Source organism: Gemmatimonadota bacterium, assembly GCA_026706845.1.
Classification (GTDB): domain Bacteria; phylum Latescibacterota; class UBA2968; order UBA2968; family UBA2968; genus VXRD01.
Genome location: JAPOXY010000062.1, coordinates 1 through 8,513, shown reverse-complemented (window position 1 = coordinate 8,513; position 8,513 = coordinate 1). Strand labels below are relative to the sequence as shown.

The following is an 8,513-nucleotide window of genomic DNA, read 5'->3' as shown; positions in this document are numbered from 1 at the left end:
CCCATCAGCGTGCGGGTTGACCACAACTTTTTTCAAAATATAGAGAATAGCTTTTCGAGACTCGGCCGCATTGGTAATCGAGATTCTGAGAGTATCTTTGATGCAAATCTAATCGCAGGCAATCGAGAAGGCGATGAAGAACACTTTGTCGGAAAAATGGGCGGTTTTCTCTGGCTCAACAACACGGTGGAAGACTGTAACAGATACCTCAGTTTGCGAGGGGGGGGCTATGCTTATATTGTTCACAGCTATTTTTTACAACGAGCGGCAATGTCCATCATCGGTTGGGATACAAACCACATCATAGTCGGCAACTATTTTCGCGTCAACGGAAGAAATACACTTGGAGGAAATAGAAACACTATCGCTATCTTGCGAATGGGTGAAGGTGCAGCAGGTCCACAAGGAGGACACAGTGCCACCACCGATTGGTGTGTTGCTTACAACACGTTTGATGCACCAGCCGATGTGCCTTTTGTAAACTTTATGGGGAAATATTCTCGAAGAGCCTTTGTCGCACGAAGACTCGATGAGGCACAACAGGCAGTCCAACAAGGCACTTATACCCACACCACACCTCCAGAAGAAAGATTCAGGTTCACACATCCTATCAACAACAGCTTCATAGGCAATCTCTTTTACCACCGAGAAGCTGCTACCTCCACACCCCAAAAAACCTTTTCACTCGTTCACTATGGTGTCTGGGAACAAAACGCGTTTATCTCCAATCTCATCTCAAGTCCTGTGACAGAAATTTATGAACACGATACTTCCAACGGCAAGGAGGAAAACTCAAGACAAATAACACAAAACCTGAAAGGACTCACCTTTATCTCAAGAGAAGCCGTCAGCCGAGACCAAAACAACTTACTTATTACACCCATAGAGATTCCCCAAACTTTTCGCGTTCCAAACTACGACATGCTGCCCATTGATCTCTATGGGGTCATCCACAAGCAAAAAGATAAAATTATCGACAAAGGACATCCTCTTTACAAGCTCATGGACCTCAGGGACCTGGGAGATAAGTTAAACTTGGATCGTCCTCTCACCACAAAGGACGTGGGACCGAGCTGGGATTGGCAGCCTCTTTACAGAGCACTCCATGGGACAAATCCTTACGAAAACAACCATCGTTAGTGCGACCCACCCATCCAAAAGTAAGACGTAAGAGAGCCTGCTCAGTAGGGTGTGGACTTGACCCGTTTTGGTGGAGAGTTCAGGATTTCCATCTCCCCATCTCATCTTCATCAGACATCGAGCAAGGATCGAAACGCAGCCTTGAAATTGTGTGGTGCGCTCCGCCAGAGTTGAATCCCCTCAATAATATCATCGGTTTCTGATTTGAATATCGGCTGCAATGCTTTCCTCAGTTCGGTGACCTGTATGGTCTCCTGACCTGCTTTTTGATCTGTCAACAAATCTTCGACACTTCTGCCCAACACATCTGCAATTTTTGCCAACACGGGAATTGACCCGCGCTGTTTGCCCTTTCGAATATCGCTGAAATAGGGCGCACTAATCCCAACCATCTTGGCGATCTCCTGGCCCTGTAAACCCGATTCGCGTTGCCAGCGCCGAATCTTATCACCTGCTATTTGTTTATCATAAAGCTCTCGCCTTGTCATGCATACACTCCTTTTTTTACTGAGAATGCTTCTCTACCTCCACCAACCACGCAATATCGTTCAGGTCGTGAAACGCGATATCCTCGGTCCCAATGCCACACGCACCGAGATTGGACGCGATGCTATCTTGCGTCCACCTTGCGGACCAAAAACCTTCGGCAGTCGCCACAAATCGCGATCCCAAAGGCGTCACAACGCGCTGTCCTGTATGCACGTAGAAATCGACTTGCGCGGCCTCAGTTTTCGGCACGTCCTTATACATGGTGAAAAATGCGGAACCGCCGATTTTCAGAGCGCAATAAAAACGAGAAATCGTCTGAATAAACCGCGGATTGCGGTCGAGATAGGCGTCGCTGTACAGGCTGAGATCGTCGGATTTATCTCTGATGTTCCCCGGGGTAAAATACAGGCAAAAAACCAGGTCGTAAAACTCTTCCTCAACCACTGCCTCGGCGGCATCGCCTATAAATATCTGTGCGTTGTCAATGCGTTCTTTTGCCCACAACGCGCGTGCGTCTTCAGCCATTTCGGGCGATATTTCAAAGCCGTGATACAAAAGACAGTGCGGCGCAAATAGAACGGCGTGATAGCCATTGCCGCACCCAATATCCGCAATTTTGTAGGGACCATGCCGAAGGCGCTCGCTTAGAATCTCGTCTTGCCTCTGCCGAGCCTGCCTGATCGGTTCGGGACAATAGGACGACTCAAGCGCGCGTTTGACGGCTTCATTTTCGAATTCCAGCGATATATGACTCACTTGTTCCCTCTTTGGTTTTTGCTTAGACAATTAATTATTCATGCAGAAATCCGCTATGCAGGTCAAGTTGTAAATATCAACTTTTTACCCATTTCAAACCCTTACTGTATCAATTTTACAACACCTGTGCTGAAAAAACACACATATAGCTTTCTTACTCAAATATTACAATACAATATAAAATGCTATAAAACAGGTATTTATATTATTTATTCTTTTAAAATAATTTACGGCACAGATTTTGCATATACGATTATCCAGCCGGGGTCATACACTTTCAGGAGGTTACCATGTCACAGATTCGACTGTTTTTGCTCGCTGCTCTCGTCTGCTTGCCCGTCACTGCATCATCTGCACCACACTTTGAACCCTCACCCCAAAAAACCAAATCTCAATTGTCGGGTTCAATAACAAATGGGGTCATTGACATCAACTCCAACGGCGAAATAAAAATCCACATCCCCGAAGGCACCATTTCACTCCCGACCGATTCGCTCTCTACAGTGCCAAAAGGACTATCTGTCCCCTATGCCCCTTGCATCCTCGGTGGTCCTGGTCAATCAATTCTTAGTAATCCAGTCAGATTATCTCCCGTATATACACCGATGCCAGACCCGGTGGAATTGCTCAATCACATTGGAATTTTCTTTTCAACAGCCAGTGGCGGATTTGGCTCTCGTATCAATTACGACCACAAAATATCTCCACACACGCGCTTTATCGCCAGCCCTGAATTTATCACCTATGGCCTGTCCAGATCCAGGGCTATTCTGGGAGACCTTATGCCCCTGGGCACAACGCGGATCACCCTGATCGCCATACCCATCGGCCTCCAACACCACTTTGCGCCCACATCACGTATCAATCCCCACATAGGATTTGGTTTTGGTCCCATCATCCGGCTGGATCACCGCTCACACCGACTGGGTTACTACAGGAATAATCTGGGTTTAGACAGAATAGTTCGCAATAGACACAACAGTCTCAATCTTGCGGTCCCTCTTACCCTCGATGGTTTCCCAAGTACCTCCTTGACCCTGGGCGGTCATCTCGCTTCTGGTCTGAATATCCATTTCGGAGCTAAAAAAGAACTCGCTCTCACCATTGAAGGTCGCTACACCCTGGCACGATTTATCGACGCGATGGGATCACCCGGTGATTTTAGCGGGCTTTCCCTTGCCATCGGATTTGGAAAGGCCTTCTAAAAACCACCACATAGAATCAAAAAAGGGACGCATCGGGTAAATGATGGGTCCCTTTTTTTAAAACGCCATTGATTTTAACACATATCTACAATTCCCTTCTTGACAGTACCCTATATTTAGTGCTATAATTTGAGCAACACACAATATCATGTTGATTTTAAGAAAGGAATCCTATCTCATGAAATGTCCTTATTGTGGCGTGATCGAAGACAAGGTGGTAGATTCCAGATCGAGTAAAGAAGGCACCGCCATTCGACGACGCCGAGAATGCCTGGGGTGTGAACGTCGATTTACGACCTACGAATACATCGAAGACACCCCTCTCACCGTTATCAAATCCGATGGACGGCGCGAAATCTTTGACAAAAATAAACTCATAGACAAAATCCGGCTCTCCTGCACCAAACGTCCAATCTCAACAACTCAGATCGAAGAAATCGCCGACCGAATCGAAGATCAACTCGTGAGCAGAGGCGAACGCGAAATAGAAGCCAAGCAGCACATTGGCGAACTTGTCATGACAGAACTCAAACGCCTCGACGATGTTGCCTACGTGCGCTTTGCCTCTGTGTACCGCCAATTCAAAGACCTCAGCGACTTTGAAAAAGAACTGCGGCAATTTGAAAGGTGAGAGCCCGTTCATCGTTCACCCGCTTTTACTTCCCTTTCCAAAAACTTCGCTTTCCCACCATGACAAGTCTGACACGTTGCTGGCTTGCCTGTCTTAATATCCAATAAGCGATCTGTAAATTTCTCCATCATCATGCGTGCAACAACCTTATTGGGCGTGGGCGTAACCGGATCGAGCCGACCATCGCGCCTTCTCACATGGCAATAGTCGCATGCCTTCACACCCAGCGCGCTCTGCATCTCTTTCATCATCGCCACAATTTCTCCACGCGACATACCTGCCAACCGCGAAGGCTTAGCTGCACTCGTATCGCGCACCACAAACCGCGCCGTACCCGTGTGGCAAAAAGCACAATCAATTGATTTTCCCGCTGCCGTAACCAGACCATCCACAAAATGATGCTTCATATAAAGCGCTGTTTTCTTCAACGGAGATGGTGCTTTGTAATCGCGTTCACCTGCCTCATTCACAGACGGATGGCAATACTTGCACTTTACCCCCAGAGCTTTAGAAATCGCTTCCATACCTTCTTTGCTCGTGTCCAGAACGTGGTGACCGTCCGCGTGTATAGCGGTACAAAGCAAAATAACCGCACAGCAGAAAAAAAAACGTTTCACAAAGCTCCTCCCACGACTCGACCATCCACTCCATCAGGGCTTTCCAACCCCAACAGAGCCATCATCGTAGGCAAAATATCCATCACCGTCGCGTCATCAGATGCCAAACCAGGCGCATTGGCAAACCACAACGCATCATCAAAGGTATGGGTGCCATTTACCGGGCTGGATTCAAACAAAACGCGCTTTTCAAAACCGCCCTTCAAATCGTATCCCTGCGCAGGCACTGCCATAAGATCGGGTGCCGCATCGAGGTCGTCACCAACAAATGCCTCTTCGCGCATCAACACGCGATCAATGACTGGTGCTCCACCATCGGGATCGCGAATTTCCATCAGCGTATCTGCCAAATCTCGCCGGACCTGCTCGTATTCAGCACCTGCCTGCACGCAACCCTCGCGCTCTCTGCCCTTTAGATTCACGTAAAATCGTCCGGGCAACAATGAATAACACCGCGTTCGGGGATCCAGGTCTCTCAACTGCTTTGGTTCAGGCGATGCAAAAGACAGCAACCCCATCTGTTGCAGCCAAAAATTCAAATGCACCTCGCGCTGCAGGGTGCAAAAACCGTGATCCGATACAATCATAAGCAACGTATTGCTGTATAACCGCGAAACCAGTTCCCCAATGATCTCATCTACACGCGCGTAAAACCGATTAAACCACGCGGTATGCGACGCATCTCCTCGCTCTACATCACCCCAGAGAAAGTGGTGCAGCCGATCGGTATCCATAAAATGCGCCACAAACAAATCCCATGATTCCTGGGCGTAATACTTGAACATAGCTTCTGCACGTCGGTTGAGTGCCCGGAATATCTCATCGAGAAATTTCTGGCGATTTTTCCGCGCCTGCCAGGCGTCAATATCGATCAAATACCCCATGGATTCCAGATCAGAAGCTATCGCAGGCGGATAGGTTGCTCGCTTCAAATCGGGTGACAGAAAGCCCGAAATCAAGATGCCATTGACTTTGCGAGGGGGAAAAGTAGTCGGCACACCCATAGAAAAAACCCGCTGCCCCATATTGCTAAACAGATCAACCCACGTCTTGCTGCGCAACGTTCTCGAAGATGGAATAAACATCTCATGCGTTTGGGGGACACGGTCAATAAATCCAAAAATTCCGTGCTTGCCCGGGTTGCAACCCGTCGCAATCGATGCCCATGCAGTTGACGATACCGCAGGCAGCACCGACGTCATAGGCATCAGAGACCCCTGAACGATCAACTGCTGAAAATTGGGCATAATCCCCTCGGCAACCAAACGCTGCAACAGACTATGTGGCATGCCATCCAGGCCCAGAACAACGACGCGACTAAATTTATCTCTAAAAAAATTGAGCATCTATCCGCCTAAAAATAAAACAGGGCTTTTAACCCCTTGTATATAGAAGCTAAAAGCCCAAGACATAGTAAAAATATGGGGTGAGTGAGGGGATTTGAACCCCCGACCTCCTGGGCCACAACCAGGCGCTCTGACCGACTGAGCTACACCCACCACACAAAATGCAAAACACTCCCGGCAGGGCTCGAACCTGCGACCTACTGCTTAGAAGGCAGTTGCTCTATCCAGCTGAGCTACGGGAGCAAAAGAACCTGCCCTTGAGGATTCTATCAAGGGTTAAACGGATACCAGACACATCCTATTTGAAAGCAAAATTATCATATTGATCAAAAAGTGTCAAGCAAAAGTAACCCATTTCCATCTCTACCGCTTCTTCGCAAGGCTACAGATCTGTGCGATAAATGATAGATTTTACACTTCATTTTGCTCCAAATGCCAGTTTTTTTTTGAACTTGACAACCATTCTTTCCATGATGATATTTTCTGAATATCCAATTACTCACCCCAAAATTATTGGTCCGCGCATGTCCAGAAAACGACTCACACAGGCCGAACGGCGCACCCAAATTATCGAAGTGGCAATGACACTTTTCGCCACCAAAGGATTTACCGGTACCACCACGCGTGCCATTGCCCGTGCGGCAGATGTTTCGGAGGCCATTATCTTCAGGCATTTTGCGACCAAAGAAGACCTCTACAATGCCATTATCACATACACGGTTGAAAAACGTTCAGAACAGTGGGACCAAGACACAGCCCCTCCGCCAGACCCACGCAATATCGAACACCTCTTGCGCGACTTTGCCCAGACATTTGTCAATCGCAATCGCAGAGATTCGACGTTCATACGCCTGATGATGTACAGCGCACTCGAAGATCACAAATTTCGAGAAAAATTTTTTGCAATTTACAGCAACCCCCACATGCGATCCATTCGCCAGGCCATTCAAACCGGTGTCGATCAGGGCCTGTTTTGCACGGTTGATCCAGTTATATCGCTTCGCGCTTTCTTCTTTGCACTCCTGCAATACTGTATCAGCCGTTTTGTTGCGAGTAATGAGACCGGTACACCAGAGCGCGATGACGCCATGATTGAAAATCTCGTGACAATTTTTGTGCGCGGACTGCGAATAAATAATCACAAAAGCTAATCCTCTCATGATCGATTTACGCTTTCTCGAAGAAGGCAAAGCAATTCGGGATCCCATTTGGGGCTATATCCACATACCGCCCGATTTTTTACCCCTCGTTGATGCCGAAGAATTTCAACGCCTTCGCGATATATCACAACTCGGACACGTCTTGCTCGTGTATCCCGGAGCCCGCCACTCGCGTTTTGAACACGCTTTGGGTGTGTTTCACATTACGGGCCATTTTCTCAAGCAATTGCTCAAAACCCAGCCCCCTCCAGATATTGATACCGATGACGTGCGCGTACTTCTCGCTGCGAGTTTGTTGCACGATATCGGCCATTATCCATTTTCGCATCTGCTCGAAGAAATGCAGATGTTTTTTATTGACCATGAAACGCGGGGGCGCTATATCATTGAAGATCCGAGCACAGAAGTCCATACCGCGCTTCTCAAAGTGGATATTGATCCCCAGCGCGTTGCAAATGTCATCGATTACCAGCAGCGGACCATCCCCGACCGCGATATGCGCCTTGCCCACATTCTCAGCGGTACGCTCGATCCCGACAAAATCGACTACCTTCTGCGCGATGCGCGCTACTGCGGTGTCCCATTTGGCGAGAGCGTGAACAGAGACCGTCTCCTATCCTCAATTACATACCATCACGCGACACAGCGACCAGCCATCACTTACAAAGGCGTATCCGCGACAGAAGCACTCATCTTTACCAGTTATCTGATGTATCGCAATGTTTATTGGCACCACGCGGTTCGCTCAGCCAACGCCATGTTCAAGCGCGGAATACAGGACCTTTTGGCGTATCCCAACTGTTCGTTGACGGAAAATGATTTTGACCGCGCCACCGAATCTGATCTGCTTCACCGCCTCGAAAAAGAACACACCGAACTCGGCCTTTCCTACCGAACCAGCCTGATTGGCCGTCTCAAAAGACGCAAACTCTTCAAAGTTGCCCGCATATTCTTTCCGCATGAATACGCACACAACCTCATAAATTTATTTCGCCACCTCTATGACGCACCCGACCAGCGGCGAGAACTCGAAATGGCCTTTTGCGCTCATCTTTCCTCAAAGCACCATCTCAACCTCTGCGGCAATGAAATACTCCTCGACATTCTCCAATTTACTATCAACCGCCCGTCCAATGTACCAACGTACACGCGACCCCTCCAGACGGCAA

9 protein-coding genes and 2 tRNA genes are annotated in these 8,513 nt (G+C 48.3%); 5 read left to right on the top strand and 6 right to left on the bottom strand.

The window, feature by feature from the left end:
* Nucleotides 1–1,140 (top strand): hypothetical protein (locus OXG87_06090; protein MCY3869108.1); only part of this gene is annotated, 1,140 nt, incomplete at its 5' end.
* Between the two features lie 110 nt (nucleotides 1,141–1,250).
* On the opposite strand, the gene OXG87_06085 is transcribed toward OXG87_06090, so the two are convergent.
* Nucleotides 1,251–1,628 (bottom strand): helix-turn-helix transcriptional regulator, encoded by a 378-nt coding sequence (locus tag OXG87_06085; GenBank protein ID MCY3869107.1) that lies wholly within the window; start codon nucleotides 1,626–1,628, stop codon nucleotides 1,251–1,253.
* A 16-nt stretch (nucleotides 1,629–1,644) separates the two neighbouring features.
* Complete coding sequence (locus OXG87_06080; protein MCY3869106.1) at nucleotides 1,645–2,385, bottom strand: class I SAM-dependent methyltransferase; 741 nt, start codon at nucleotides 2,383–2,385, stop codon at nucleotides 1,645–1,647.
* A 290-nt stretch (nucleotides 2,386–2,675) separates the two neighbouring features.
* Here OXG87_06080 and OXG87_06075 point away from each other — a divergent pair, with 290 nt between their 5' ends.
* Both OXG87_06075 and nrdR read left to right on the top strand, forming a co-directional pair.
* Complete coding sequence (locus OXG87_06075) at nucleotides 2,676–3,590, top strand: hypothetical protein (protein ID MCY3869105.1); 915 nt, start codon at nucleotides 2,676–2,678, stop codon at nucleotides 3,588–3,590.
* Between the two features lie 178 nt (nucleotides 3,591–3,768).
* Nucleotides 3,769–4,221 (top strand): transcriptional regulator NrdR, encoded by a 453-nt coding sequence (nrdR, locus tag OXG87_06070; GenBank protein ID MCY3869104.1) that lies wholly within the window; start codon nucleotides 3,769–3,771, stop codon nucleotides 4,219–4,221.
* Between the two features lie 8 nt (nucleotides 4,222–4,229).
* On the opposite strand, the gene OXG87_06065 is transcribed toward nrdR, so the two are convergent.
* From OXG87_06065 to OXG87_06050, 4 genes are all read right to left on the bottom strand, one after another.
* A complete protein-coding gene (locus tag OXG87_06065) occupies nucleotides 4,230–4,838 on the bottom strand; it encodes a hypothetical protein (GenBank protein ID MCY3869103.1) in 609 nt (202 codons plus the stop codon).
* The gene (locus OXG87_06060; protein ID MCY3869102.1) at nucleotides 4,835–6,184 is read right to left on the bottom strand and encodes an alkaline phosphatase family protein; all 1,350 of its coding nucleotides are present in this window, start codon (nucleotides 6,182–6,184) and stop codon (nucleotides 4,835–4,837) included. Before OXG87_06060 ends, OXG87_06065 begins: the two co-directional genes overlap by 4 nt.
* Before the next feature lie 76 nt (nucleotides 6,185–6,260).
* Nucleotides 6,261–6,337, bottom strand: a tRNA-His gene (locus OXG87_06055).
* Between the two features lie 16 nt (nucleotides 6,338–6,353).
* Nucleotides 6,354–6,427: transfer RNA gene (locus OXG87_06050), tRNA-Arg, on the bottom strand.
* 281 nt (nucleotides 6,428–6,708) lie between these two features.
* Between OXG87_06050 and OXG87_06045 the strand changes: the two genes are divergently transcribed.
* Entirely contained in the window at nucleotides 6,709–7,335 is a 627-nt protein-coding gene (locus OXG87_06045; protein ID MCY3869101.1) for a TetR/AcrR family transcriptional regulator, read from the top strand.
* A 7-nt stretch (nucleotides 7,336–7,342) separates the two neighbouring features.
* A partial coding sequence (locus OXG87_06040; protein MCY3869100.1) for an HD domain-containing protein occupies nucleotides 7,343–8,513 on the top strand: 1,171 nt, incomplete at its 3' end.